This is a genomic window from Kitasatospora papulosa (assembly GCF_000717245.1).
In the GTDB taxonomy this organism is placed as follows: domain Bacteria; phylum Actinomycetota; class Actinomycetes; order Streptomycetales; family Streptomycetaceae; genus Streptomyces; species Streptomyces papulosus.
Genome location: NZ_JNYQ01000003.1, coordinates 241,994 through 266,595, shown reverse-complemented (window position 1 = coordinate 266,595; position 24,602 = coordinate 241,994). Strand labels below are relative to the sequence as shown.

Genomic DNA, 24,602 nt, shown 5'->3' with positions numbered 1-24,602 from the left:
GCGCGCGGAGGACGGGCGCCGGGCAGCCCCTCTCAGGCGCCGACGTAGGCAGCGAGGTGCTCGCCGGTGAGGGTGGCGCGGCCGGCGACGAGGTCGGCAGGCGTGCCCTCGAAGACGATCCGGCCTCCGTCGTGACCGGCTCCGGGCCCGAGGTCGATGATCCAGTCGGCGTGTGCCATGACCGCCTGATGATGCTCGACGACGACGACCGACGTGCCGGAGTCGACGATCCGGTCGAGCAGGCCGAGCAACTGCTGGACATCGGCGAGGTGGAGGCCCGCGGTCGGTTCGTCGAGGACGTACACGCCGCCCTTCTCCGCCATGTGGGTGGCCAGCTTCAGCCGCTGCCGCTCGCCGCCGGACAGCGTGGTGAGCGGCTGGCCCAGGCTGAGGTAGCCGAGTCCCACGTCGGAGAGCCGGCCGAGGACGCGGTGCGCGGCGGGGACACGCCCCTCGCCCGTGCCGAAGAACTCCTCGGCCTCGGTCACCGACATCGCGAGCACCTCGCTGATGTCACGGCCGGCGAAGCGGTACTCCAGCACGGCGGGCTGGAACCGCTTACCCTCGCACTCGTCGCACGTCGAGGCGACACCGGCCATCATCGCCAGATCGGAGTAGACGACGCCCGCCCCGTTGCAACCGGGGCACGCGCCTTCGGAGTTGGCGCTGAACAGGGCCGGCTTCACGTCGTTGGCCTTCGCGAAGGCCTTGCGGATCGGGTCGAGGAGCCCCGTGTACGTCGCCGGATTGCTGCGCCGCGAGCCGCGGATCGCGCCCTGGTCGACCGACACGACGTTCTCGCCGGGCGGGATCGACCCGTGCACGAGCGAGCTCTTGCCGGAGCCGGCCACACCCGTGACCACGGTCAGCACCCCGAGCGGCACGTCGACGTCCACGTCGCGCAGGTTGTGCGTGTGCGCGCCGCGGATCTCCAGCACACCGGTGGGCTCGCGCACGGTCTTCTTGACGGCGGCCCGGTCGTCGAAGTGCCGGCCGGTGACGGTGTCCCCGGCCCGCAGCCCCTCGACGGTGCCTTCGAAGCAGACCGTGCCGCCCGCGGAACCCGCCCCGGGGCCGAGGTCGACGATGTGGTCGGCGATCACGATGGTCTCCGGCTTGTGCTCCACGACCAGCACCGTGTTGCCCTTGTCGCGCAGCCGCAGCAGCAGGCCGTTCATCCGCTGGATGTCATGCGGGTGCAGGCCGATGGTCGGTTCGTCGAAGACGTAGGTGACGTCGGTGAGCGAGGAGCCGAGGTGCCGGATCATCTTGACGCGCTGCGCCTCGCCGCCCGAGAGCGTGCCCGACGGCCGGTCGAGCGAGAGGTAGCCGAGGCCGATCTCCACGAAGGAGTCGAGTGTCCCGCCCAGCGCGGTGAGCAGCGGTGCCACGGACGGTTCGTCCAGACCGCGGACCCAGGCGGCCAGATCGCTGATCTGCATCGCGCAGGCGTCGGCGATGCTGATCCGGTCGATCTTCGAGGATCTGGCACCCTCGCTGAGCCGGGTCCCCTCGCACTCGGGACAGGTGGTGAAGGTGACCGCCCGCTCCACGAACGCCCGGATGTGCGGCTGCATCGCCTCCTTGTCCTTGGACAGGAAGGACTTCTGGATCTTGGGGATCAGGCCCTCGTAGGTGAGGTTGACCCCGTTGACCTTCACCTTGACCGGCTCCCCGTACAGGAAGTCCTGGAGCTCCTTCCTGGTGTACCGGCGGATCGGCTTGTCCGGGTCGACGAAGCCCGACTGGGCGTACACCTGCACGGTCCACTGACTGTCCGACTTCCAGCCGGGGATGGTGAAGGCGCCCTCGGAAAGGGATTTGGAGTCGTCGTAGAGCTGGGTGAGGTCGATGTCGGAGACCGTGCCCCGGCCCTCGCAGCGCGGGCACATGCCGCCCGTCCGGTCGAAGGTCGCCTTCACGGTCTTCTTGTTGCCGCGCTCGACGGTGATCGCTCCGCTGGCCCTGACCGAGGGCACGTTGAAGGCGTAGGCGCCGGGGGGACCGATGTGCGGTTCACCGAGACGGGAGAAGAGGATGCGCAGCATCGCGTTGGCGTCGGTGACGGTACCGACCGTGGAGCGCGGGTCGGCGCCCAGTCGCTGCTGGTCGACGATGATCGCCGTTGTCAGTCCTTCGAGCACGTCGACCTCGGGCCGTGCCAGCGTCGGCATGAAGCCCTGGACGAAGGCGCTGTAGGTCTCGTTGATCATCCGCTGCGACTCGGCGGCGATCGTGCTGAACACCAGTGAGCTCTTGCCTGAGCCGGAGACCCCCGTGAACACGGTCAGCCGGCGCTTCGGGATCTCGACGCTGACGTCCTTGAGATTGTTCACGCGTGCGCCGTGCACGCGGATCAGGTCGTGGCTGTCGGAAGCCTGCGGCGCGGGCGCCCGCGTGTCCGTCCTCGTGGCCATGCTCGTCGATTCCCCATCTGTTACGCGGCGGCTGCCGTCGGTGTCGCCTGCGCGGTGGCGGCAACGGTCGTTGTCTATCAGAACTGCGGTGTCGGCCGGGGCTGAATCATGTGCGGGGCGGGCCGCGGCGCCGCACGGTGCCGGAGGGACCGTCGCGCCCCGCCGCGCCGAGGACGCCCCGCGGGGAGGCCGTGACCTCGTCGCGCTCGTCGGCGCTGAAGGGGCGGGATGAAGGGGCGACAGGCATGCGGTCGACGCTACTGGGCGGCGGAGGGCCCTCGCTTCTTCATTCCTGACCGGTCGCAGGGCCGCAACGGGGAGGCGGCTGCCACGCTCATATCGCTTCTGTCAGTACTTCTCACAGTGCGTCACCGATTGCCCGAAGTTATGCTGCTGTCGATCCACCACCTCAGTCGATCCACCACCTCAGGGGAAGGACGCATCGTGGCCGTGGGACCCGTGGAGTACCTCGTCGTCACCTTTCCCGGCGGCCGCTTCGCCGACGCGATCGCGCCCGTGCTGGCCGACGCCGTCGCGTCCGAGGCGGTCCGCATCCTCGACCTCGCCTTCGCTCGCAGAGCAACAGGCGGAGCCGTCGAGCAGGTCGAGCGGGGTGAGATGGACCCGCAGGGGCTCGTCCCCTTCGACCCGCCGGACGACCGGCCGGCCGGGCTGCCCCGGATCACCGAGCTCGGTGCGCTCGAAGGCCTGCACGAGGGGAGCGCTGCCGCGCTGATCGTGTGGGAGGACCTCTGGTCGGTACCCCTCACCCGGGTGGCCGAGGAGGCGGGCGGCCGGCTCCTGGCGCACGAGAAGGTCCCGGCGGACGGCGGCGACGACGTCATCACGCTCCTCGAGAGGCTCGCGGACCTGAAGCAGCGGGGCATCCTCACCGACGAGGAATTCTCGGCGCAGAAGACACGGATCCTCGCGGACTGACCCGCACCGGCCGACGCCCGTACCTCACGTTCCCTTTGTCGATATGCGCACGCCGTGCGACGTTGATTCCGACCTGCAGTCTGTCGGGAAAGAGGCAGTTCATCGTGCAGACCGCCCGGGCCGTCCCCGCCACGACCATCGTCAATCTGCGCGATCTGGGCGGAATCGCCCTGGGGCGCCACCGCCGCCTGCGCCAGGGAATCCTCCTGCGCTCCGGGCAGCTGAGCGACTTCGACGCCGACCACGACAGGGCGGTGGCGGCACTCGGCATCCGGACCGTCGTCGACCTGCGGACCGCGGACGAGCGCCGATGGGCGCCGGACCGCCTCCCGGCGGGCGCGCGGCTCTTCGTCGCCGACGTGCTCGGCGACGACCCGGGGGTCACGCCCGCCCGTCTCAAGGCGCTGCTCGGTGACCCGGTCGGAGCAGCCGCTCTGCTCGGCGGGGGGAGAGCGGAGGAGCTCTTCGCGCAGACGTATCGGAAGATGGTCCTCTCCCCGGGGGCAGCGGCCGCCTACCGCGCCTTCCTCGACACCGCGTCCGATCCCCGGGCGAGGCCGCTGCTCTTCCACTGCGCGACCGGCAAGGACCGGACCGGGTGGGCCGCCGCCCTGCTGCTCATGATGGCGGGTGCGTCCCGTGAGGCCGTCCGGGCGGAGTTCCTCGCGGTGAACCGTGCGGTGCCCACCGCCTTCGGACCCGCGGTACGCCGTTTCCTCGACGAGGGCGGGGACCCGGGCATCGCGTCCGCGGTCGTCGAAGCCCGGCCGCGGTATCTCGAGGCGGCCCTCGACGCGATGGACGAGCGCTGGGGCGGGCTCGACGGCTACCTCGCCAAGGCGCTGCGTCTTCCCCCGGCGGTGGCCGAGCGGCTGCGCGCCGACCTGGCCGTCCCCGCCTGACCGCCGGCCCGGAACGCGCATGGGCCCGGTGGCACGTCCGCGGACGTGCCACCGGGCCCATGCGCCGTACGGCGACGCTCAGATCTTCAGCAGATGCTCGCTGAGGTCGCGGTAGTGCTGAAGCGCCACACGGAGCTCCTCCGTCTGGGCTTCGGTGTCCTGATCGTGCCAGCTCGCACGCAGGACGCGCTTGCGCTCGGCCAGGGCCTCGGTCAGGCCGGAGACGATCTGGTCGAACGTGCTCTCCGCCTCCTCGACGGCCCGTCGCGGGCTCTCGACGAAGTCGGTCACCGCGTGCTGCATGCGCTGCGACAGCTTGTCCTGGTCACCCCGGGGGACCAGGGGCGAGCCGGTGCCTGTGGCCTCCCGACGGCCGGGCCGCTCGGCATGGGTGGCCGTGGGGGCCGTTCGCGGGGCGGGCGGTACGCCGGCGTCGTCAGCGCCGCCGAGCTTGCGGTCCAGGCCCTTTCTGTTTCCCGGATCGACCGAGCCCGCTGCCTCCGGGGTCCTGCCGGGGGTGGTCACGGGCGTCCGCTCGGGGGCGTTCGCCGCCGGGGCGCCCTGACGGGGCTCGGTGCCGAGAAGGGGCTTCGTCGTGCGCTCGGTGTGGTCGTTCATGCTGCACTGCCTTTCGCCTGATGCCGGTCCGTGCGGACCGACTCGTCGTGCCGGTCCGTCGTGGCCGACTCGTTCGGTGAGTCCGCGAGGAGTACGTCGAAGAGGGCCCGGGACTCGATCAGGGCCTTCCGCATCTCCTCGGTGCCGCCCTGGCCACGCACGGCGGTGTGCACCCTGCGGTAGCCGTCGACCTGCTCGGCGTGGTGGACCGAGAGGGCGTCCGTCTGCTCCTGGAAGCTGTCGCCGTCCGGGAAGCCCCGGTCGTGCGCCAGTTGGGCGAGCAGTGCGTCCGCCTCGACGATCGCGTCCCTGGGGGAGTCGATGAAGCGTTCCTGGACCTCGGCCCAGCGGCGGCTGTACGCCTCGCGGGCCTCCGGCCGCAGAGGCCGCTCGGAGAGGGAGCCGTGTGCCTTCACACGCTCGGAGAGCTCGTGCTCGGCCGCCTTGGTGTCGCCGTCGTGACGGGCGACCGTCCGGTCGTACTCGGGGCCGAAGCGGCGCTGCAGTCCTCGTCCGCCGGTCCCACGCCCGCGAAGGAGGAAAGCGGCGACGGCTGCCACCAGGACGACGGCGACGATGATCACCACGATCGTCATGGCCGACGCTCCCGTCGGCTCGCGGTCGGTGCGTCGTGCTGTTCCACTCTCGTCAACTCCTTCCAATGCGGGCCCGGTTCGGTGTAGGGGGCCGGGCCGCGTGCATCAGGCGTGTAACCCCCTCCACGCCGTTCATGCAGGAAGGCCGCCGGCAACCTGGAAATGGCCGGACCGGACGGTGTTCCACCGGAATCGGCGCCGTCCCTCACGAGTGGCCCGAGGGGCGCGTGGTGACCGAGCGCGGAACCGCGGGGGTCGCCTCCGGGACCCGGGCGGACCGGCGGATCCGCGAGGCCTCGCCCGTGCGTGCCCCGTCTCCCCGCATGCGTGATACTCGACCGATGAGATCGAGCACGACGGACCGGCGCGGCGGGGTCCGGGTCAGACGGGCCGTCGCGCGCGACGCCAGGCGGCTCACCCGGCTGGTCACCACGTCGGGCGCCTACGAGGGCCCCTATGCCCCCATGGTCCAGGGGTACAAGGTGGGTCCCGACTACATCGAGGCGCACGACGTCCATGTGGCCGTGGACGACGACGGCCTGGTGCTCGGCTTCTACGCGCTGGTGCTGTCCCCGCCGGAGCTCGACCTGATGTTCGTCGCCGACGCGGCCCAGGGGAGGGGTATCGGGAGGCTCCTCGTCGGCCATCTCCTCGGACAGGCACGCCGAGCCGGCCTCACCGCCGTGCGCGTGGTCGCGCACCCTCCGGCCGAGGGGTTCTACCGCAGCGTGGGCGCCGAGCGCACCGGAACCGTAGCGGCCCGTCCGCCCGCGGTGATGTGGGACCGGCCCGAACTGCTGCTTCCGGTCGACGCCGGCCCCTGAGCCGGAGGGCCCGGCCGTGATCGGGGATCACGGCCGGGCCCTCCGCGCCGGTGCGGGAACCGCTACGACCAGCCGCCGTACGGACGGGTGATGAGCTCCATCCCGTGACCGCTGGGATCCGGGAAGTACACCCCGCGTCCGCCGTCGTTGTGGTTGATCTCGCCGGGGTGCCTGCGGTGGGGATCCGCGTAGTAGTCGATCCCCTGCTCCTCGATGCGGCCGAAGGCCGTGTCGAACTCCGCCTCCGAGATGAGGAACGCGTAGTGCTGCACCGTGATCGATCCGGCGGGAACGGTCGCGAAGTCCAGCGTGACGCCGTTCGCGAGGACGACGGGGATGAAGGGTCCCCATTCGGTACCGATGGTCAGACCCAGAAGATGTGCCAGGAACTCCGCGGACTCGCGGTTGTCCCGGCTGTGGATGATGGTGTGGTTCAGCTCGACCGACACTGTGGAATGCCTCCAACGGGCATCTCACGGGCTACCTCCACGCCTCACCCGGCCGGTGACCGACGCGCGATGCCGTACCTCGATCTTAAGCGAGTTGTCACGGTGCGTCGAGGTTTGGCCCTTGGTCGGTGTCGACATCCGGCCGCCGGTGTGGTGCTTTCCCCGGTGGCTGCCACCATGAGGAGACCGGCGGGTGGGCTGTCCCGCGGCTGCCGACGACGTCGGGAGCCCAGGAATCACCGGGGCTCCGCGGGGCACCAGTACCACCTCGACGAGGTGGGGAGGCACCATGGGACAGATACCCGCGGGCAGTGATGGAGCCGGAAGAGACCGGGACGGAGGAGATCCGGCCGGATTGGACCCGCGCAGCGGACGGCGGGAGACCGAGGAGGAGCGGGCGGACCGGCAGTGGGGCGAGTTGCTCCAGGAACTCCGGGTCGCGCAGACCGGCGTCCAGATTCTCTTCGGCTTCCTTCTCGCGGTCGTTTTCCAGCCCCGCTTCGCGGACCTGTCCGACGTCGACCGGAACATCTACGTCGTGACCGTGATGCTCGGCTCGGCGACCGCGGCCGCGCTGATAGGCCCCGTGTCCTACCACCGGCTCCTCACCGGACGCCGGATGAAGCCGCAGACCGTGACCTGGGCCTCACGCCTGACGAAGCTGGGGCTCGTGCTGCTCTTCTGCACGATGTGCAGCACGCTGCTCCTCATCCTGCGCGTGGCGCTGCACAACGTGACCGCACTCTGGCTGGTGGGTGGAATGGCCCTCTGGTTCCTGGTCTGCTGGTTCGTGTTCCCGCTGTGGGCCATCGCCCGGGGCGACGGCGGTGGGCCGGCCGACGGGGAGGACGCCCGGGACGCCGACGACTCCGGGCCCAGGTCCTGACCACCGTCAGCCCTCGTCCACGGTCGCCGGGCTGCGTACGTCCGTCACGGTGAAGAGTCCGCCGTCCGGGTCCCGCAGGGTCGCCTCGCCGCCGCGCCGCACCGCGCGCCGCTCCATGAGCGTGCCGCCGTGCCGCTCGGCGGCGAGGACCGTCGCGTCCACGTCCGCCACCGGGAACTGCACCTGCCAGTGCGGGCGCACCTGCGGATCCGGAGCCGCTTCCACGGCGCCGGAGCTGATACGGGCCAGCGGGCGTCCGTTGCAGCGTACGAGCACTTCCTCCCGCACATAGGCGATGTCGCAGCCCCCGGGCTCCCCGCTCGCCCAGCCGAGGACCTCGCCGTAGAAGATCGCGGCGTCGAAGGCGTCCCTGGTGCGCAGCCTGAGCCAGGCGTGCGCCCGGTTCCCGGACGGCGCCAGCGTGGCCGCGCGTCCCGTCCACTCCCAGACGCCGAAGGACGCGCCGTCCCGGTCGGCGGCAAGGACCGCCCGGCCCTGTCCCACCGTCAGCGGCCCCACCGCCACGGTGCCGCTGCGTTCACGGATACGAGCCGCGACGACGTCGGCGTCCCGGACCGAGAAGTACGGCATCCAGGCCACGGCCACCTGGTAGGCGGACGCGACCGCGCCGATACCGGCCACCGGCACTCCGTCGGACCGCGCCATCACGAAGTCCCTGCCCAGCGGTCCGGCGCGGAACGTCCACCCGAGAACGGCGCCGTAGAAGAGCTGGGCGTCCCCGAGGTCCCGGGTCACCAGATGGACCCAGCACGGGGCGCTCGCGCCGCTCAGCACCGCCGGTTCCGGCACAGTCCGCGGATCGCCAGGAGTCATGGTCCACTGCCCTATCGGTACTGCGGCACGACTTCTTCCGCACCGCGCGGCCAGGACCAGCCTCATGCGCCCCGGCGACTCCCGCAACACGCGACGGCGGCGATCACGCCCCGCCCCGGGGCGGGGCGTTCGTGATGTCGAGGAAGACGTGCTCTGCCTCCGGCCAGGAGCCGGCTATCGAGCGCTTGATCCGGACGGCGACCCGCTCGACCTCCTCGCTGTCGATGCCGGGTGCCAGATCGATCCTGGCCGCCACCAGCACCGAGTCGAGGCCGAGGCCCATGGTGAACAGCGCCGCCACGTTGTCGATCTCGTCCTGGGAGGCGAGGAGTTCCTCGACCCCCCGGCGCATCCCGGGATCCGCGGATTCCCCGATGAGCCGGTCGCGGGCGTCCTTGCCGAGCCGGAAGGCGACGTAGACCAGGAGCAGGCCGATCCCCAGGGAGGCCGACGCCTCCCACACGACGTTCCCGGTCACCATGTGCAGCACCATCCCCGCCATGGCCAGCACCACACCCAGCACGGCCGTGCTGTCCTCGGCGATCACGGTCCGCAACGCGGGGTCGCGGGCGGCGTCCTTCGCGCCGCGGAGCTGCAGCAGCGCACGCACCAGCGACGCTCCCTCCGCCAGCAGGGCGACCCCGAGGACGATCAGACCCACCGTGTAGCCCTCGTGCGACTGCTGCTCGTGGCTGCCGAGCGCCTCGAAGCCCTGGAAGAACGAGAAGCAGCCGCCGACGACGAAGATCCCGACAGCCGCGAGCAACGACCAGAAGTAGCGCTCCTTGCCGTAGCCGAAGGGGTGACGTGCGTCCGGCGGGCGGCGGCTGCGCCGGAGAGCGGCCAGCAGGAAGACCTCGTTCACGCTGTCCGCCACGGAGTGGGCAGCTTCGGACAGGAGGGCGGGTGAACCCGAGAGGAGGCCCCCCACCCCCTTTGCCGCGGCGATGACGAGGTTGGCGGCGAGCGCCACCAGAATGGTGACGCGGGTCTTGCGGTCCGACTCCGGCCGCTTCATATGCCCCCCGGTTCCATGTTTCTCCGATCGAAGGCGAAAGGTGACGCCGCCCAGGAACGAGTCCGGGCCCGCTCGACGAGGGGCCCGGACTCGTGTCCATACGTCTGGCGGCGCGCTCGTGGGTCAGTCACGCCGGTGCTCGTCCTCCGGCGGCGGGATCACCTCGTTACCGCGGTCGCTGAGTTCGTACGGCGAGAGAGCGCGGCCGTTCTCGGGAAAGTGGTCCGAGCTGTGCCGGCCGCTCTCCCGGATCTCCGTCCGGTGGTCCGGACGCTGCGGCTGCTCGTCCGGGCGGGGCGGGCGCGACTCCTTGTCGCGGCGCCTCATCCCGAACCAGAAGCCTCCGATCAGCACGACCACCACGAACAGGCCGATGATGCCGATGACCACACCCACTGCGCCCGGCCCGCCGGCCGCCACGGTGCCGGCGAGCGGTTCCCATGCTCGGTTCGTTACGTCCATGCATGGCGCATACCCCGGGGAATCGATCACAGACAGCCATTGACATGAATTCATGTTTTATGGCGATGTCACGGTAAATGTGTTTCGTATGGTGCAAATCGGCTACACGATGATGACCGAGCAAGCGGGACCCCGGGCCCTTGTGGGGGACGTGGTCGCGGCGGAGGAAGCCGGCTTCGACTTCTCGGTCATCTCCGACCACTACTCTCCCTGGTTGGCTGCCCAGGGGCACGCGCCCTACGCATGGTCCGTCCTGGGCGCCGCGGCGCAGGCCACTTCCCGGATCCCGCTCATGACGTACGTGACCTGCCCGACCACCCGCTACCACCCGGCCGTGACCGCGCAGAAGGCGGCCACACTCCAACTGCTCGCGGAGGGCCGGTTCCGCCTCGGTCTCGGCTCGGGGGAGAACCTCAACGAACACGTCGTCGGTGCGGGGTGGCCCGCGCCGAACGTCCGGCTGGAGATGCTCGAGGAGGCCGTGCACATCATCCGCGCGCTCTTCGACGGCGGCTACGTCACCCACCACGGCACCCACTTCGACGTGGAGAACGCGAAGCTCTGGGACCTGCCCGAGCAGCGGGTTCCCATCGGAATCGCGGTCTCCGGGGAGCGGTCCTGCGAACTCGCCGGCACCCTGGGCGATCTGGTCATCGCGACCGAGCCCAAGGGGGACCTCCTGAACGCGTTCGACCGGCACGGGGGGACGGGGAAGCCCCGGGTGGGACAGGTGCCCGTCTGCTACGACACCGACCGGGACGCCGCGATCGCCCGTGCCCACGACCAGTTCCGCTGGTCGCTCGGCGGCTGGAAGGTCAACTCGGAGCTGCCGGGGCCCTCCGCGTTCGACCAGGCGACCGCATTCGTCCGCAAGGACGACATCACCGGGTCGATCCCGTGCGGCTCGGACGTCGACGCCTTCGTGGAGGCGGTCCGCCCCTACCGTGAGGCGGGATTCACCGAGGTCGCGCTCGTCCAGATCGGAGGCGCCCACCAGCGGCCCTTCATCGAATGGGCCAGGACCACACTCCTGCCCGCACTGCGTGAGCTGTAGCACGCCGTGCGCACGCGGCGCTGTCGCACGTGTCCCCGCCACTCACCGGGTACGAGATATCCCATCGCCCGACGTCCCCGGCTGCCCCGACGGCGGCTCGTGTCGCCGACACGGAGCGGTGGGGCGAGCCTGGAGTGAGGACCCGGACCCGCTGGAGGGAACGCGAGGCCGGCCCCGGAGAGAGGCCGCCGAACAGCGCGCACCGCGCTGTCAGTGAAAGGAACGCACGTTGAACAGCACGCAGGAAGCAGCACAGGAGCACCAGGAGAGCGGCGACGTCGTGGTGGCGGTCACCGGCTGTCCGAAGGAGGACGCACGCACCGTGTTCGACGTCCTGCGCCGCTCGTTCGTCTCCGACCGCCCGGCGTCCGACACCCCCGAGGACGCGTCGGACACGCGCCCCACCGTGTGGACGGCGACCGTCGACGTCTCCGAGACGAAGGCCGCGCCCGCGCCCGCCCGGCTCTCCGTACCGGTGATGGTCGAGGCGCAGGGGGGCTATTGGGCCGTCGACCGTCTCCGGAAGCAGCTGGCCGACGCCTTCTCCGTGCGGCTCGTCGGAACGGCGGCGGGCGACCAGGAACAGGAGATCCGCCTGCGCCTGGAGAGCCACCGGCCGGTCTGACGACACCACCACCGAACCCGGAAGGTACGCGCACATGGACGGCACCCAGGGGACCACCGACGCGGGAGCGGCCCGGACGCCGCCTCTCGACGACCGCTCCACCTTCACCCTGTACGTCAACGGCACAGCCCGGGACCTGACGCTCGACCACCGCACCACGGTGCTGGACGCGCTGAGGGAGCACCTGGGTCTCACCGGAGCCAAGAAGGGCTGCGACCACGGTCAGTGCGGGGCCTGCACCGTACTCGTCGACGGCCGGCGCGCCAACAGCTGCCTGCTGCTGGCCGTGGCGCAGGAGGACGCCCACATCACCACCGTCGAGGGACTCGCCGAGGGGGACCGGCTCCACCCGCTGCAGTCGGCATTCCTGGAGAGGGACGCGCTCCAGTGCGGCTACTGCACCCCGGGCCAGATCTGCTCCGCGGCCGGAATGCTCGGTGAGGCCCGGGACGGCTTCCCCTCCCACGTGACCTCGCCGACCGCGCTCACCGCCGGAGGCCCGGTCCCGCTCGACGCCGACGAGATCCGCGAGCGGATGAGCGGCAACCTCTGCAGGTGCGGCGCCTACCCGCACATCGTCGACGCGATCGAGGACGTGGCCCCGTGAAACCCTTCGCCTACCTGCGTCCCGCCTCCGTGGCCGAGGCCGTCCGCGCCGGTGCCGGACATCCCGGCGCGCGCTTCCTCGGAGGCGGCACCAACCTCGTCGACCTGATGAAGCTCGGGGTGGAGTCGCCCGGCCTGCTCGTCGACGTGAGCCGGCTGCCGCTGGACCGGATCACCAGGACCGACGACGGCGGTCTCCGCATCGGCGCGACGGTGCGCAACAGCGACCTCGCCGCCCACCCCGACGTGCGTGGCGCCTACCCCGCCCTGTCGCAGGCCCTGCTGGCCGGTGCGTCCGGGCAGCTCCGCAACACCGCCACCACCGGGGGCAACCTGCTCCAGCGCACCCGCTGCCCGTACTTCCAGGACGTCTCCAAGCCCTGCAACAAGCGCGCCCCCGGATCGGGCTGCCCGGCCCGCGAGGGGGCGCACCGGGATCTCGCGGTGCTGGGCCACTCGCAGGACTGCGTCGCCACGAACCCCTCGGACATGGCGGTCGCCCTCGCGGCCCTCGACGCCACCGTCCAGTTGCACGGCCCCGAGGGCGAGCGGACGGTGCCCGTGACCGACTTCCACCGGCTGCCCGGCGACAACCCCGACCAGGACACGGTGATCCGCCCCGGCGAACTGATCACCGGGGTGGTGCTGCCCCCGCCTTCCGACGGCGCCGTCTCCCTCTACCGCAAGGCCCGGGACCGTGCCTCGTACGCCTTCGCCCTGGTCTCCGTCGCAGCCGTCCTGAGCGTGCGCGACGGCCGCGTGGACCGTGTCTCGCTCGCCTTCGGCGGGGTGGCGCACCGGCCCTGGCGTGCCCGGGTCGCCGAGGACCTGCTGCGCGGTGCCCCGCCGGCCGAGGACGCCTTCGCCCGTGCGGTGGACGGGGAACTCGAAGCGGCCAGGCCCCTGCGCGACAACGCCTTCAAGGTCGACCTCGCGCGCCGGATGGCCGTCGGCGCCCTCGTCGAACTCACCTCCCGCGCCGTACCCGCCTGATCGGCCGGACCGCACACCCCCGACGAACCGAGGACTTCCGCCATGAGCGACTCCACCCGGGTGCTGGGAGCGCCCGTAGTCCGCCGCGAGGGCCGGGACAAGGTCACCGGCACCGCCCGCTACGCCGCCGAGCACACCTCGGCGGACTGCCTGTACGGCTGGATCGTGCCCGCCACCGTCCCCACCGGCCGTGTCACCGCGATCCGTACCGCCGACGCGCTCGCCGTACCCGGGGTGCACACCGTCCTGACCCACGACAACGCGCCGAGGCTGAAGGAGCCCGACGACCCGATCCTCGCCGTGCTCCAGGACGACCGGGTGCCGCACCGGGGCTGGCCCGTCGCCCTCGTGCTGGCGGAGAGCCTGGAAGCCGCCAGGGCCGGCGCGTCCGCCGTGCACGCCGAGTACACGACCACCGGACACGACGTCGTCCTCACCGGGGACCACCCGGGGCTGTACATCCCCGAGGAGGCGAACGGCGGCCACCCGGGCCTGCGCGAACGCGGTGACGCCATGCGCGCCTTCGAAGCCGCCCCCGTGCGGATCGACGCGACCTACACCCTGCACGGGCTGCACAACCACCCCATGGAACCGCACGCCTCCACCGCCAGGTGGTCCGACGGACACCTGACCGTCCACGACTCCAGCCAGGGATCGACCGCCGTGCGCAACAGCCTCGCCACGGCCCTGGGACTCGACCGGAACCGGATCACCGTGGTCTCCGAACACGTCGGCGGCGGCTTCGGCTCCAAGGGCACCCCGCGCCCCCAGTCCGTCCTCGCCGCGATGGCCGCACGGCACACCGGCCGCCCGGTCCAGCTCGCGCTGCCGCGACGGTACATGGCGGCGATCGTCGGTCACCGGGCGCCGACCCTGCAGCGGGTGCGCCTGGGAGCGGACCGTGACGGTGTCCTGTCCAGCGTCTCCCACGAGATCGTCACCCAGACCTCGCGGATCAAGGAGTTCGTCGAACAGGCCGCCGTTCCCGCCCGCGTCATGTACGCCTCGCCCCACAGCCGCACGGAACACCGCGTGGCGGCACTCGACGTGCCCAGCCCGTCCTGGATGCGCGCACCGGGGGAGGCCTCGGGCATGTACGCGCTGGAATCGGCCATGGACGAACTCGCCTGCGCCCTCGGTATCGATCCGGTCGAACTGAGGCTGCGCAACGAACCGCAGGCCGAACCCGACAGCGGACGCCCCTTCAGCAGCCGCAACCTCGCCGCCTGTCTGACGCAGGGTGCGGCACGCTTCGGCTGGAACGACCGGGACCCCCGGCCCGCCGCCCGCGAGGAGGGGCCCTGGCTGCTGGGCACGGGGGTCGCCTCGGCGACGTACCCCGTCCTCGTTTCCAGGTCGGCGGCCTCCGCGCAGGCGGCCCCGGACGGCTCGTACCGCGTCCGGGTCAACGCCACCGACATCGGCACCGGCGCCCGCACCGTCCTGGCGCAGATCGCCGCCTCGGTCCTGGGCACGGACCCGGAGAACGTCCAGGTCGACGTCGGCAGCAGTGATCTGCCCACCGCGTCCGTCGCGGGCGGCTCCTCGGGCACCGCTTCCTGGGGCTCGGCGGTGCACAAGGCCGCCACCGCCCTGGTGCGGCGGCTCGCCGAGCACACCGGCCCGCTGCCGCCGGACGGCCTCACCGTCACCGCCGACACCGGCGACGAGACGGCCCAGGAATCCCCGTACGCACGGCACGCCTTCGGTGCCCACTTCGCCGAGGTGGCGGTCGACTCCCTCACCGGTGAGGTGCGGGTGCGCCGGCTCCTGGGGATGTACGCCGCCGGACGGATCCTCAACTCCCGCACGGCACGGTCCCAGTTCATCGGCGGCATGGTCATGGGCCTCGGCATGGCCCTCACCGAGGGAAGCACCATGGACCCGGCCTTCGGCGACTTCACCGAGAGCGACCTGGCCTCCTACCACGTGCCGTCCTGCGCGGACGTCCCCGACATCCAGGCGCACTGGATCGACGAGGACGACCCCCACCTCAACCCCATGGGCAGCAAGGGCATCGGCGAGATCGGCATCGTCGGCACCGCGGCCGCCCTCGGCAACGCCGTGCGCCACGCCACCGGCGCCCGGCTTCGCACCCTCCCGCTGACCCCGGACAAACTGCTGCCCTACCTGCCGTGACACCCGCCGGGGGATTCCTCGGTTGCACGACCGGCCCCCCGGCGTCACTCTGATGAGTGACCGAGAAGTGATTACTGCTCACGCTTCGTGTTCGGGGGTCGTCGGGTCGAACGGGGTGAAGCACGTGAGCCTCGTGGTGAGGAGCCTCAACGATGACCGTTCCACTCGACCGGCACTACCTGGTCGAACTGCAGGTGTCGGCAGAGCGCATTTCCCAGTTGCGGCGCATAGTCGCCGCACACCTTCGTCACTGGAGTCTCGAACTGCACGTCCGGCCGGTGTGCCGGGCGGCCGAGGAGCTCCTGACGAACGTCCAGCGACACGTCGGCGAGGGACACCGGTGCGTCCTCGAACTCCGCTGGACCGGCCGGCACCTGACGGTGTCCGTGTCCGACGAGGATTCCCGGATGCCCCGGCTGCGGGACGGTGGCGGCGGCGGTCTGAGCCGCGTCATGGCCCTGAGCGACAGCTGGGGCACCTGCCGGACCACCGACGGCAAGGCCGTGTGGTTCACGCGCTACGCGGAGAGTCCGTGCACCACCGGGCTGCTCCCGCCGGCGCCTCTGCCCGGCGGCCGCACGTTCGTCGAAGGCCCGGTCAGCGGGAGCGGCCCCGTCGCCGAGAGCGGCCCGTTGGCCGAACTCGTGTGACGCACAGCCCGGTGCCGACCCGGCCGGCGTGGACGGTGTGCCTGTGGCACGCATGATCCGCACCGGCCGGGTACGCGTGCGTGAGAGGTCGCGTTGCGCGCCGATGCGTGGCGCGCAACGGTCGAAGGACAACGCAAGGAGGCACAGCCATGCCCATCGCGACGGTGAATCCCGCGAACGGCGAGACGCTCAGGACGTTCGACGCACTGGACGAGCAGGGCACCGAGCGCAGGGTCGCCGCGGCCCATCGCGCCTTCCAGCACTACCGCACCACGGACTTCGCCGAGCGCGCCCGGCTGCTGAACAGGGCCGCCGATCTCCTCGACGAGGACCAGCGGGACATCGCCCGCACCATGACGACCGAGATGGGCAAGCCGGTCAAGGCCGCCCGCGCGGAAGCCGCCAAGTGCGCCAAGGCCATGCGCTGGTACGCGGCCAACGCCGAACGGCTGCTGGCCGACGAACACCCCGACGACACCGACGTCAAGGACTCCGGTGCCTCCCGCGCACGGGTGCACTACCGGCCGCTGGGTGTGGTGCTCGCCGTCATGCCCTGGAACTTCCCGCTCTGGCAGGTCATGCGCTTCGCCGCGCCCGCGCTCATGGCCGGCAACACCGGCCTGCTCAAGCACGCGTCGAACGTCCCGCAGACCGCCCTCTACATCGAGGACCTCTTCACCAGGGCGGGATTCCCCGAGGGCTGCTTCCAGACCCTGCTCGTCGGCTCGGGCGCCGTCGAAGCCGTCCTGCGCGACCCCAGGGTCGCCGCCGCGACCCTCACCGGCAGCGAACCGGCCGGCCGGGCCGTCGCCTCCGTCGCGGGGGACGAGGTGAAGAAGACCGTGCTGGAACTGGGCGGCAGCGACCCCTTCGTCGTCCTGCCGTCCGCCGACGTCGAGAAGGCCGCCGACACGGCGGTGACCGCCCGCGTCCAGAACAACGGGCAGTCCTGCATCGCCGCCAAGCGGTTCATCGTCCACGCGGACGTCTACGACGCGTTCGCCGAACGCTTCACCGCGGGGATGCGCGCCCTCACCGTCGGGGACCCTCTGGAGGAGTCCACCGACGTGGGCCCGCTCTCCAGCGAGCAAGGCCGCACCGACCTGGAGGAACTCGTCCACGACGCCCTCGGCAAGGGCGCGACGGCGCTGTGCGGGGGCCGACGCCCCGACGGCCTCGACCGTGGCTGGTTCTACGAGCCCACGGTCCTCACCGGGATCACCCCGGCCATGCGCATCCACCGCGAGGAGACCTTCGGACCAGTGGCGACGCTCTACCGGGTGGCCGACCTCGACGAGGCCGTGGAACTCGCCAACGACACCCCGTTCGGGCTCAGTTCCAACGTCTGGACGCGGGACGAGGACGAGATGGAACGCTGTGTGCGCGACGTGGAGGCCGGCGGGGTCTTCTTCAACGGTATGACCGCCTCCCACCCGGCCCTGCCGTTCGGCGGGGTGAAGCGCTCCGGGTACGGCCGGGAGCTGGCCGGGCACGGCATCCGCGAGTTCTGCAACGCCACCACCGTCTGGTACGGGCCCGGCTCGGACGCCCGCTAGATCCGCCCCACGCGACTGCTCCAGGGAGACGCCTCATGACCGACGCCCGAACGCCGTCCGGGGCCTCCGCCCCCTCCGACGCTGAGATCGCGGCACTGGACGCGCACTGGCGTGCCGCCAACTACCTGGCGGTCGGCCAGATCTATCTGATGGCCAACCCCCTCCTGGAGGAGCCGCTGGCCCCCGAGCACATCAAGCCGCGACTGCTCGGCCACTGGGGCACCTCACCCGGACTGAACCTGGTCCACACCCATCTGAACCGGATCGTCCGGACCCGGAAGCGCCGGGCGATGTGCGTCTGGGGGCCCGGCCACGGCGGCCCCGCCGTCCTCGCCAACTCGTGGCTGGAGGGCAGTTACTCCGAGACGTACCCCGATGTCAGCCGCGACCGTGCCGGGATGGGCGCGCTGTTCAAGCAGTTCTCCTTCCCCGGCGGTGTTCCCAGCCATGTCGCACCGGAGACCCCCGGGTCCATCCATGAGGGCGGCGAGCTGGGGTACGCGCTGACCCATGCCTACGGCGCCGCCTTCGACCACCCCGAGCTGCTGGTCGCCTGTGTGGTCGGCGACGGAGAGGCGGAGACGGGACCGTTGGCCGCGTCCTGGCACTCCAACAAGTTCCTGGACCCCGTGCACGACGGCGCGGTCCTGCCCGTCCTGCACCTCAACGGGTACAAGATCGCGAACCCCACGGTGCTGGCCCGGCTGCCCGAGGACGAACTCGACGCACTCCTGCGCGGATACGGCCACGATCCCGTGTACGTCGAGGGGGACGAGCCGGCCGTCGTCCACCGCGCGCTGGCCGCCGCCATGGACCTCGCCGTGGACCGCATCGACGGGTACCAGCGCGCGGCGCGCTCCGAAGGCGCGTCCGCGCGTCCCCGCTGGCCCATGATCGTGCTGCGCACCCCCAAGGGCTGGACCGGCCCGGAGGAGGTGGACGGGCTCCCCGTCGAGAACACCTGGCGGGCCCACCAGGTGCCGCTGCCCGGGGTCCGGGACAATCCCGATCACCTGCGTCAGCTCGAGGAGTGGATGCGCTCCTACCGCCCCGAGGAACTCTTCGACTCCGAGGGCAGGCCCACCGCCCAGGTCCTGGAATGCGTTCCCGAGGGGACCGCCCGGCTCGGGGCGACACCGTACGCCAACGGCGGGCTGCTCCTGCGCGACCTTCCGCTCCCGCCCCTCGAGAACCACGCGGTGCGGGTCGACAGGCCGGGGACCGTCCTGCACGAGCCCACCCGGATCCTGGGCGGACTGCTCGAGGACGTCATGGCGGCCACCGCCGACCGCAGGAACTTCCGGGTGGTCGGGCCCGACGAGACCGAGTCCAACCGCCTCGGCGCGCTCTACGAGGCCACCGGAAAGGCCTGGCAGGCGGAGGTCCTTCCGACCGACGAACATCTGGCCCGTGACGGCAGGGTGATGGAAGTCCTGTCGGAACACCTGTGCCAGGGCTGGCTGGAGGGTTATCTCCTCACCGGCCGGCACGGCCTGTTCTCCTCGTACGAGGCCTTCGCCCATATCGTCGACTCGATGGTCAACCAGCACATCAAGTGGCTCCGCACGTCGCGGCGGCTGCACTGGCGCGCACCCGTCGCCTCGCTGAACTACCTCCTCACCTCGCACGTCTGGCGTCAGGACCACAACGGCTTCTCGCACCAGGACCCCGGCTTCGTCGACCACATCCTCAACAAGAGTCCCGAAGTCGTCCGGGTCTACATGCCGCCGGACGCCAACACTCTGCTGTCCACCGCCGATCACGTGCTGCGCAGCCGTGACTACGTCAACGTGATCGTCGCCGGGAAGCAGCCCGGCTTCGACTGGCTCACCCTCGACGAGGCACGCGCGCACTGCGCCCGGGGGGCCGGGGTCTGGGAATGGGCCGGGACCGAGGACGGCAGCCGCGAACCCGACGTGGTGCTGGCCTGTGCCGGCGACGTACCCACCCTGGAGACGATGGCCGCGGCCGGACTGCTGCGCCGTCATCTTCCGGAGCTCGCCGTGCGTGTGGTCAACGTGGTCGACATGACCCGGCTGCTGCCGCACGAGGAGCACCCGCACGGCATGCCCGACGCGGAGTACGACGCCGTCTTCACCCGGGACAGGCCGGTGATCTTCGCCTACCACGGCTACCCCTGGCTGGTGCACCGTCTCGCGTACCGGCGCGCGGGGCACGCCCATCTCCATGTGCGCGGCTACAAGGAGGAGGGGACCACGACCACGCCGTTCGACATGGTGGTCCGCAACGACCTGGACCGCTACCGGCTGGTCATGGACGTGCTCGACCGGGTGCCCGGGCTGGGGGTCCGTGCCGTCGCCGTACGGCAGGCGATGTCGGACGCCCGCACCCGGCACCACGCCTGGATCCGGGAACACGGCACGGACATGCCCGAGGTCGCCGACTGGGCCTGGGAGGGCTGAACAGCCGACGACGCACTCCGGCCGGCCCGCAGGAAGCGGGCCGGCCGGAGTGTGCGGGGCGTCGGACGCTCAGCGCACGGTGGTGGGCGAGGCCGCCGGTACCGCGGGGGTCACGACCGCCGTCACGGTGGTGCGGACGACGGGGGACACGGCCCCGCCTCCGACGATCCGGAGGGCGTTCTCGCCCGTGATGCCCAGCTTCACACGCATGCTGTACTCGCCACTCCTGGTGGTCCTGATCGTGGCGGGCAGCGTCACCCATCGCTCGCCCTGCCTCTGCTGCAGCGTGACCGGGGTGCCGGACGTGATGTTCCGGGCCGCGCCGTGGATACGGAACTCCTCCCAGGCCGCGACGCTGCGCGCGGTCGCGTAGGCGGAGACGGCCGGCCGCTCGGCCAGGTCCTGCGCGCGCTTCCCGGACGGCGGTGCGGGGACACCGGACGAAGCCGCGGCTCCGCCCACCGCTCCGGTCAGCGCCACCGCTGTGAGCAGGGCTGCCGCCGACGCGCGCCTGAGTCGGTCCATGACTGGCTCTCCTCCGTGTCCGACGCGATCGGGGAGATCGACGTGGTGGGATCGACTGCGGAGCGCCAAATCTAGACAATATTCACATAATCCCCACGCAAGGACACGCGATCAGAAACGCAGGACCGCCGCGAGCCTGCCGTGGTGCGCGAGGGAGTCGTCCGCGACGACGGCGACCTCGCAGCCCTTGTCCAGTGCCGCTTCGACCAGTTCGTCGACGATGTCCTCGCGGATCTGTCCGTCCTCGGACGGCGTGGCCTCCGTGCCCACCGGCTCCAGGTGGCCGTCGGTGATCCTCACCGTCTCGTCGAAGTGCTCCTCGACCGCGACCAGGCCCGCACGGCCCTCCCGTACGGCCAGCCACACCTCGTCGAGTCCGCCGGCGAACGAGCGGCTGCTGTGGGCCTTGTCCAGCCTGTCCCGGATCCGTGAGGCGGTCTTCTCGCGCCAGTCCTCCAGCGCCGGGCCCAGCTCCTTGAGCAGCTCGGGAGCCGTCGTGTCCGCCGTCGTCCCCTTGGCGACCCGGCCCACGGCCTGCTTCGCGCTCTCGCCCACCTCGTCGAGCAGGGAGAGGGCCGGTGCGAGGCCCACCAGGAAGAGCGGACGCGGATCGGCCGCCAGGACCGCGCGCAGCTGTTCGTCGACCGAGCGCAGGAAGTTGCGGGCGTCCTCGCTGCTGTAGGTGCTCGGGGTGTCCCCGATCTGCTCCTTGCGCTGCGGGTTCGGCTCCTCGTGCGGGGCCGTGAGCGGGAAACCGTTCCTGTGCTCGGGACGCAGGCCCTCGCTCGTGCCGGAGAACAGGGAGGCGTGCTCGGCGGACAGGCTGAGCACCCAGAACAACTGCGCCCCCGCCTTTGCCGCGACCAGGTTGCGGGTGAGGTAACTGTCGCTGAGGACCACTCGTTCGGGCGCGGTGCGCGGAAGCTGCCAGATCTGGTACTCGTCGGCGTCGGCGAAGATCACGAGGGACTCCAGGGCGCGGCGCTGGTCCACCTCGGCCACCGCACGGTCCAGCTGTGCCTTCACCGCGGCCCGGGCCTCGTGGGTCACCCGGGGGTCGGCGTCCAGCCGGTTGCCGGCCTCGGCCACGAGGTTGCGCAGCCGCACGGCGTCCTGGGCGTTGTCCGGCGCACGGCGGTGGGTCGGCATCGTCAGGGACAGGGCCGGATAGGGCCTGGTGGCCCGGAGTTCCTGCAGCAGGCCGGGCGTCAGCGCGTCCGTGTCCATCGTTCCCTCCCGGGGGTTCGGGGTCCGCGGTGCTGGGGCCGCCCCCTGGTGCGGAGCGGTCGTTCGACGAGTCAATTCATACCTTTTGATCCTAATATGGGCGAATTATTCGTCTCCCTCTGGAGGTGTATGCGATGTCCACGTCCGCCCCGCCGGATTCGCGGACCGCCGCCGGACCCGAGGGCACGGCGGAGGGGCTGCCCGGCCCGGGGCCCGTGCGGCGCCCGGCCGGCCTCCGGTGAGCGCCTCCGAGGCCGTGACGGACGCGCTCCGCGAACTCCACGCACGCTTCGCCGGCGTGGACGAGGGCCGACAGGCCGACTACATCCCCGAGTTGACCAGGTCGGATCCCGACGACTTCGGGCTCGCCCTCGTGAGCATGGACGGGCACGCCTACAGCGCCGGGGCGGCGGACACCCCCTTCACCCTGCAGTCGGTGTCCAAGCCCTTCGTCTACGCCCTCGCGCTGGCCGCGCTCGGCCTCGACGAGGTGAGCCGTTGGGTGGGCGCCGAACCGAGCGGCGAGGCGTTCAACGCCATCAGCCTGGAACCCGGTACCGGACGGCCTGCCAACGCGATGGTCAACGCGGGCGCCATCGTGACCACCGCCCTGGTCCCCGACAGCCGCGAGGAACCCGCGTTCGGCCGCATCCTGAGCTGTCTGAGCCGGTTCGCCGGGCGGAAGCTGGACGTCGACGAGGACGTCCACGGCTCCGAGGCGGCCACCGGGGACCGCAATCGGGCGCTCGCCTACCTGATCCGCAGCACGGGAAGCCTGCCCGTCGACCCGGTGCAGGCGGTGGACACCTACTTCCGGCAGTGCGCGGTGCGGGCCACGGCCGTCGATCTCGCCGTGATGGCGGCGACCCTGGCCTACGGCGGTGTCAATCCGGTCACCGGGGAGCGGGTCGTCTCCCCCGAGGTCGCGGCCCAGGTCCTCGCCGTCATGGCGACCTGCGGAATGTACGACTCCTCCGGCGACTGGCTGCTCAGGGTCGGGCTGCCCGCCAAGAGCGGGGTCTCCGGCGGCCTGCTCGCCGCCGGGCCGGCCCGCTTCGGTCTGGCCGCCTACAGCCCGCTCCTGGACGCGTCGGGCACCTCGGTACGCGGCCACGCGGCGCTCGGCGCGCTCTCGGAACGTCTCGGGCTCCACCTCATGAGGAACCCGGCCCTTCCCGGCTCCACCGTCACCCTGGTCACCACCGCCGACGTGCTCCCCTCGGCACCGACCGGCCGGCTCGCACGCGCTCTCCACGAACGCGTGGGTGTCGTCGCAGCCCAGGGCGCACTCGACTTCACCGCGGCGGAGCGTGTGCTGTACGCGCTCGACGAGTCGGGCTCGGAGGACGGCGGGCCCGTGGTGCTCGACCTGCGGGAGGTGACCGGCGCCGACTCCGACGCCCTCGTGCTGCTGCACGCCGGCCTCTCCCGGCTCGCGCGGGAGGGCAGGCGTGCGGCCGTCGTCGATCCGGGCGACCGGCTGGGTCCCCCGGACCTGCTCCGCGAGCGGACCGGCCAGGACCTGCCGCGCTTCGGCTCCCGGGAGGAGGCCGCCGAGCAGTGCGCGCGGGTCCTGGCCGGTCCAGGCTGAGCCCCTACCAGATGGCCTCGACCCACTCGGGGTGGTCGATGAACGGGTTCCGGTTGTGCTGGAACCGGTCGAATATGACCTGGTTGCGGTTCTTCTCGAAGCTGTCCGGCGGGTCCTCCTGGCTCCACTGCTTGAGTACGGACAGCCGCCCGATGTTCGGGGCCGACCCGTTGCTCACGCGGTCGTTCGGCTCCAGGTCGGCGAAGGCGTCGTCGCCCTCGTACCGCACCGCCATGTAGAGGATCATCCGGGCCACGTCCCCCTTGACCGCGTCGCGCGGCTCGAAGGAGTCGCCGTCGGTGTAGTTGCCGGGCGCCCCCGACACGGCGCTGCCGCCGTTGTCGAAGTCCTTGTTGCCGCGGATGGAGTTCACCTGCACGTCCTCGGGGCGCAGGTGGTGGATGTCCGTGCCGGGACCGGTCGCGGTGCCGAAGTCGCCGTGGGACTTCGCCCAGACGTGTTCCCGGTTCCAGTCGCCGACATCGCCGCCGTTCCCGCTCTTGGACTGGGAGCGGCCGGTGTACAGCAGGATCACGTTGGACGAGTTCGCCGGGTCCTGGTCCGTGGCCTTGAGGGCGTCCCAGACCTGGCTGTAGGAGAGCTTGGTCTGGTCGCTGATGATCGTGTGCAGCGAGCTCTTGAGCGCGGTGCCCGTCTTGCCGAGGGCGTTCTGGTAGTACGTGTCGTCGAGGGTGGCGGCCGGCGGCGTCGCGGGGGTGGCGGCGGGTGCGGCGGACGCGATGCCGGTGAGCACGACGATCGAGGCGGCGGTCGCGATCAGTGGACGCGCGTAGAAACGGCGACGACTGGACATGTGGGGTGTCCTCTCCGGGGTGGCGGAACGGTGTCGTGAGGGCCGGGTGTCGGCTGTTGGACCGGGAGCCTTCCACACGCACGGTGCCGGTCGTGTGAACGTTGCGTATTTATCATGTGCAAGTCAAGTGACAGCTGATCGGACCCCCCTCCCGGACTTCGGATGCGCGGATGCCCGTCGGGCGCGAGAATTGCCGCAAGGACGAGGAGGCGGTATGAGCGAAGAGTCCGAATCCCTATCCGTGTCCGCGCGGGACGCACGGGGTGTGACCCCGGACCGTCTGCTGCACACCGGCGGCAACGATCAGCCCACCGCGGAGGATCTGGTACTCGCCTCCGGGCGTGACCTGACACCCGAGAGCCTGGAGTGGGCACGGCGCAGGCTGTCGGAGGAAGGCCGCTCGGCCATGGACAAGCGGCTCCCGTAGAACCGACGCGGAGCGCCGGGGGCGGGA

At 71.4% G+C, this 24,602-nt stretch carries 25 protein-coding genes; 14 read left to right on the top strand and 11 right to left on the bottom strand.

The annotated features are described in order from the left end of the window. Positions 1–32 precede the first annotated feature (32 nt). Both IA22_RS0109700 and IA22_RS36775 read right to left on the bottom strand, forming a co-directional pair. The gene (locus tag IA22_RS0109700) at positions 33–2,417 is read right to left on the bottom strand and encodes an ATP-binding cassette domain-containing protein (RefSeq protein ID WP_030123327.1); all 2,385 of its coding nucleotides are present in this window, start codon (positions 2,415–2,417) and stop codon (positions 33–35) included. Between the two features lie 106 nt (positions 2,418–2,523). Then, entirely contained in the window at positions 2,524–2,664 is a 141-nt protein-coding gene (locus IA22_RS36775; RefSeq protein ID WP_015575895.1) for a hypothetical protein, read from the bottom strand. A gap of 197 nt (positions 2,665–2,861) precedes the next feature. Here IA22_RS36775 and IA22_RS0109695 point away from each other — a divergent pair, with 197 nt between their 5' ends. Together IA22_RS0109695 and IA22_RS0109690 are read left to right on the top strand one after the other, a co-directional pair. Further along, a complete protein-coding gene (locus IA22_RS0109695; protein ID WP_015575894.1) occupies positions 2,862–3,356 on the top strand; it encodes an SHOCT domain-containing protein in 495 nt (164 codons plus the stop codon). A gap of 104 nt (positions 3,357–3,460) precedes the next feature. Beyond that, the gene (locus tag IA22_RS0109690; protein ID WP_015575893.1) at positions 3,461–4,258 is read left to right on the top strand and encodes a tyrosine-protein phosphatase; all 798 of its coding nucleotides are present in this window, start codon (positions 3,461–3,463) and stop codon (positions 4,256–4,258) included. A 78-nt stretch (positions 4,259–4,336) separates the two neighbouring features. On the opposite strand, the gene IA22_RS0109685 is transcribed toward IA22_RS0109690, so the two are convergent. Next, positions 4,337–4,876 carry a hypothetical protein gene (locus IA22_RS0109685; RefSeq protein ID WP_030123326.1) on the bottom strand — a complete coding sequence of 180 codons (540 nt, stop codon included), beginning with the start codon at positions 4,874–4,876 and terminating at the stop codon, positions 4,337–4,339. Then, on the bottom strand, positions 4,873–5,472 hold the full coding sequence (locus IA22_RS0109680) for a hypothetical protein (protein ID WP_014157970.1): 600 nt from the start codon (positions 5,470–5,472) through the stop codon (positions 4,873–4,875). The genes IA22_RS0109685 and IA22_RS0109680 overlap by 4 nt, the downstream gene beginning before the upstream one ends. Positions 5,473–5,813: 341 nt before the next feature. Between IA22_RS0109680 and IA22_RS0109675 the strand changes: the two genes are divergently transcribed. Beyond that, positions 5,814–6,296 (top strand): GNAT family N-acetyltransferase, encoded by a 483-nt coding sequence (locus IA22_RS0109675; protein ID WP_030123324.1) that lies wholly within the window; start codon positions 5,814–5,816, stop codon positions 6,294–6,296. A 62-nt stretch (positions 6,297–6,358) separates the two neighbouring features. Here IA22_RS0109675 and IA22_RS0109670 read toward each other — a convergent pair whose 3' ends face one another. Beyond that, a complete protein-coding gene (locus IA22_RS0109670) occupies positions 6,359–6,745 on the bottom strand; it encodes a VOC family protein (protein ID WP_015575890.1) in 387 nt (128 codons plus the stop codon). Positions 6,746–7,100: 355 nt separating this feature from the next. Between IA22_RS0109670 and IA22_RS0109665 the strand changes: the two genes are divergently transcribed. After that, on the top strand, positions 7,101–7,631 hold the full coding sequence (locus IA22_RS0109665) for a DUF6328 family protein (protein ID WP_202435660.1): 531 nt from the start codon (positions 7,101–7,103) through the stop codon (positions 7,629–7,631). 6 nt (positions 7,632–7,637) lie between these two features. Here the strand turns inward: IA22_RS0109665 and IA22_RS0109660 are convergent, their stop codons facing one another. The 3 genes from IA22_RS0109660 to IA22_RS0109650 all read right to left on the bottom strand — a co-directional run bounded on the left by IA22_RS0109660 (position 7,638) and on the right by IA22_RS0109650 (position 9,945). Next, on the bottom strand, positions 7,638–8,465 hold the full coding sequence (locus IA22_RS0109660) for a VOC family protein (protein WP_014157974.1): 828 nt from the start codon (positions 8,463–8,465) through the stop codon (positions 7,638–7,640). 103 nt (positions 8,466–8,568) lie between these two features. Continuing rightward, positions 8,569–9,483 carry a cation diffusion facilitator family transporter gene (locus IA22_RS0109655; protein WP_014157975.1) on the bottom strand — a complete coding sequence of 305 codons (915 nt, stop codon included), beginning with the start codon at positions 9,481–9,483 and terminating at the stop codon, positions 8,569–8,571. Between the two features lie 123 nt (positions 9,484–9,606). Beyond that, entirely contained in the window at positions 9,607–9,945 is a 339-nt protein-coding gene (locus IA22_RS0109650; RefSeq protein WP_015575887.1) for a DUF6479 family protein, read from the bottom strand. An 88-nt stretch (positions 9,946–10,033) separates the two neighbouring features. Between IA22_RS0109650 and IA22_RS0109645 the strand changes: the two genes are divergently transcribed. The 8 genes from IA22_RS0109645 to IA22_RS0109610 all read left to right on the top strand — a co-directional run bounded on the left by IA22_RS0109645 (position 10,034) and on the right by IA22_RS0109610 (position 19,991). Then, positions 10,034–10,999: an LLM class F420-dependent oxidoreductase gene (locus IA22_RS0109645; protein WP_030123322.1), complete on the top strand. Its 966-nt coding sequence runs from the start codon at positions 10,034–10,036 to the stop codon at positions 10,997–10,999. Between the two features lie 229 nt (positions 11,000–11,228). Continuing rightward, positions 11,229–11,624 (top strand): hypothetical protein, encoded by a 396-nt coding sequence (locus IA22_RS0109640; protein ID WP_030123321.1) that lies wholly within the window; start codon positions 11,229–11,231, stop codon positions 11,622–11,624. A 34-nt stretch (positions 11,625–11,658) separates the two neighbouring features. Further along, a complete protein-coding gene (locus tag IA22_RS0109635) occupies positions 11,659–12,231 on the top strand; it encodes a 2Fe-2S iron-sulfur cluster-binding protein (RefSeq protein ID WP_014157979.1) in 573 nt (190 codons plus the stop codon). Beyond that, positions 12,228–13,223, top strand: a complete 996-nt coding sequence (locus IA22_RS0109630) for an FAD binding domain-containing protein (RefSeq protein WP_030123320.1) — start codon at positions 12,228–12,230, stop codon at positions 13,221–13,223. Before IA22_RS0109635 ends, IA22_RS0109630 begins: the two co-directional genes overlap by 4 nt. Before the next feature lie 42 nt (positions 13,224–13,265). After that, positions 13,266–15,362, top strand: coding sequence for a xanthine dehydrogenase family protein molybdopterin-binding subunit (locus IA22_RS0109625; RefSeq protein WP_030123319.1), 2,097 nt, complete (start codon positions 13,266–13,268; stop codon positions 15,360–15,362). Positions 15,363–15,514: 152 nt separating this feature from the next. Continuing rightward, on the top strand, positions 15,515–16,012 hold the full coding sequence (locus IA22_RS0109620) for an ATP-binding protein (protein ID WP_014157982.1): 498 nt from the start codon (positions 15,515–15,517) through the stop codon (positions 16,010–16,012). A 149-nt stretch (positions 16,013–16,161) separates the two neighbouring features. Further along, a complete protein-coding gene (locus tag IA22_RS0109615; RefSeq protein ID WP_014157983.1) occupies positions 16,162–17,568 on the top strand; it encodes an NADP-dependent succinic semialdehyde dehydrogenase in 1,407 nt (468 codons plus the stop codon). Between the two features lie 35 nt (positions 17,569–17,603). Continuing rightward, positions 17,604–19,991 (top strand): phosphoketolase family protein, encoded by a 2,388-nt coding sequence (locus IA22_RS0109610; RefSeq protein WP_030123318.1) that lies wholly within the window; start codon positions 17,604–17,606, stop codon positions 19,989–19,991. A gap of 69 nt (positions 19,992–20,060) precedes the next feature. Here IA22_RS0109610 and IA22_RS0109605 read toward each other — a convergent pair whose 3' ends face one another. Beyond that, on the bottom strand, positions 20,061–20,516 hold the full coding sequence (locus IA22_RS0109605) for a hypothetical protein (RefSeq protein WP_030123317.1): 456 nt from the start codon (positions 20,514–20,516) through the stop codon (positions 20,061–20,063). A 111-nt stretch (positions 20,517–20,627) separates the two neighbouring features. Continuing rightward, positions 20,628–21,743 carry a baeRF3 domain-containing protein gene (locus IA22_RS0109600; protein ID WP_030123316.1) on the bottom strand — a complete coding sequence of 372 codons (1,116 nt, stop codon included), beginning with the start codon at positions 21,741–21,743 and terminating at the stop codon, positions 20,628–20,630. A 238-nt stretch (positions 21,744–21,981) separates the two neighbouring features. Here IA22_RS0109600 and glsA point away from each other — a divergent pair, with 238 nt between their 5' ends. Next, positions 21,982–23,334, top strand: coding sequence for a glutaminase A (gene glsA / locus IA22_RS0109590; RefSeq protein WP_030123314.1), 1,353 nt, complete (start codon positions 21,982–21,984; stop codon positions 23,332–23,334). Between the two features lie 4 nt (positions 23,335–23,338). On the opposite strand, the gene IA22_RS0109585 is transcribed toward glsA, so the two are convergent. Continuing rightward, the gene (locus IA22_RS0109585) at positions 23,339–24,148 is read right to left on the bottom strand and encodes an endonuclease I family protein (protein WP_030123313.1); all 810 of its coding nucleotides are present in this window, start codon (positions 24,146–24,148) and stop codon (positions 23,339–23,341) included. A gap of 214 nt (positions 24,149–24,362) precedes the next feature. On the opposite strand from IA22_RS0109585, the gene IA22_RS0109580 reads away from it, so the two are divergent. After that, the gene (locus IA22_RS0109580; protein WP_014157990.1) at positions 24,363–24,575 is read left to right on the top strand and encodes a hypothetical protein; all 213 of its coding nucleotides are present in this window, start codon (positions 24,363–24,365) and stop codon (positions 24,573–24,575) included. The last annotated feature ends 27 nt before the right edge of the window (positions 24,576–24,602 follow it).